Raw genomic sequence first — 1,520 nt, forward strand, 5'->3', positions numbered from 1 at the left:
GCACCGACACCCGCCAGAGAACCACTCGCAAAACAAAACCGCTCGGCCGGTTTCACTATAGCCTCACCCGAGACCCACACAAGAGACCCCAGCACACCCCCACAACCACCCGACCCCGAGCCTCGCACACCACCCCCAACCCCCGGAAGACACCCGCAGAACGGAATCAAAACCCCCGCTTATCCAGCGAAGATCCCCACCGCACACCCACGGCGAACCGATGAATATGCACCCCGCACACCCCCACCCGACCCATCGGCCCGACCCTCCAGCCCGCCCCCGCGAAATTCCCCGCCCGCCCTTGAAAAGAAAACCGGTAGGTTCGTATCTTATGACCCTGCACGGTCCATCCCGGCACCTCCCACAGCACCACGGAGACCCACATGACCCTGCTCACCGTCCACCAGGACAACCACCCCACCCCCGCCACCACAGCAACGGGAACGGGAACGGGAACGGGAACGGGAACGGCAACAGGCCCCCGCCCAGCAGCAGAATCAGACCCCGCCACGCGGACCAGCACGGAAACAAAAACGGGCACCGACACCAGCGCAAAAACACCCGTCGACCCCGCCCGCATGCCCCGCCTCACCACCACCGTCCCCCGCGAATACGTCCACCGCTCCACCCTCGCCGAGGTCTTCCTCACCGGCTGCGAACAAACCGGCGACACCCGCTACACCCTCACCGCCCAATGGCCCCGCGCCCACACCTTCTTCACCACCCCCGACGGCACCCACCACCACCCCCTCCAAGCCGCAGAAACCATCCGTCAAACCGGCCTCTACCTCGCCCACGCCGAACTCGGCATCCCCCTCGGCCATCACTTCCTCATGCGCAACCTCCACCTCACCACCCACCCCCAACACCTCACCATCGGACCCACCCCCACCGACCTCACCCTCACCGCCACCTACACCCCCCACCACTCCCACACCAAACGCCCCACCGACTTCACCATGCACATCACCATCACCCGCAACGGCCACCCCACCGCCACCGGCACCGGCCGCTTCACCTGCCTCACCCCCACCACCTAGCAACGCCTCCGGCACCCCCACACCACCACCGCAGGCACCACCACCACCATCACCAGCACCGCCGGCACCCAACACCAACCCCCCAACCCCCCACCCACCCACTACGGACGCAACCTCCCCCACGACATCGTCCTCACCCCCACCCTCCACCCCCACACCTGGCAACTCACCCCCACCCCCCACCACCCCATCCTCTTCGACCACACCACCGACCACATCCCCGGCATGGTCCTCCTCGAAGCCGCCCACCAAGCCACCACCGCCCACACCCACCCCACCCCCACAACCCACCCCACCCACCCCACCACCCTCCACGCCACCTTCCACCACTACACCGAACACCACACCCCCACCTACATCACCACTCACACAAACACCAACGACAACAACCCAACCCCCACCACCCACATCACCGCACACCAAAACAACACCACCGTCTTCACCGCACAACTCACCACCCACACCCCCACCGACACCACC

At 66.3% G+C, this 1,520-nt stretch carries 2 protein-coding genes; both read left to right on the forward strand.

Annotated elements, in window-relative coordinates; genetic code table 11:
* Positions 1–383 precede the first annotated feature (383 nt).
* Positions 384–1,040, forward strand: a complete 657-nt coding sequence (locus KVT44_RS55430) for an AfsA-related hotdog domain-containing protein (protein ID WP_217576827.1) — start codon at positions 384–386, stop codon at positions 1,038–1,040.
* A gap of 126 nt (positions 1,041–1,166) precedes the next feature.
* Positions 1,167–1,520, forward strand: a 354-nt coding sequence (locus KVT44_RS55435) for an AfsA-related hotdog domain-containing protein (RefSeq protein ID WP_308314429.1), incomplete at its 3' end; no start/stop codon positions are given.

It is taken from the genome of Streptomyces sp. GbtcB7, from assembly GCF_019091445.1.
Lineage (GTDB): Bacteria > Actinomycetota > Actinomycetes > Streptomycetales > Streptomycetaceae > Streptomyces > Streptomyces mirabilis.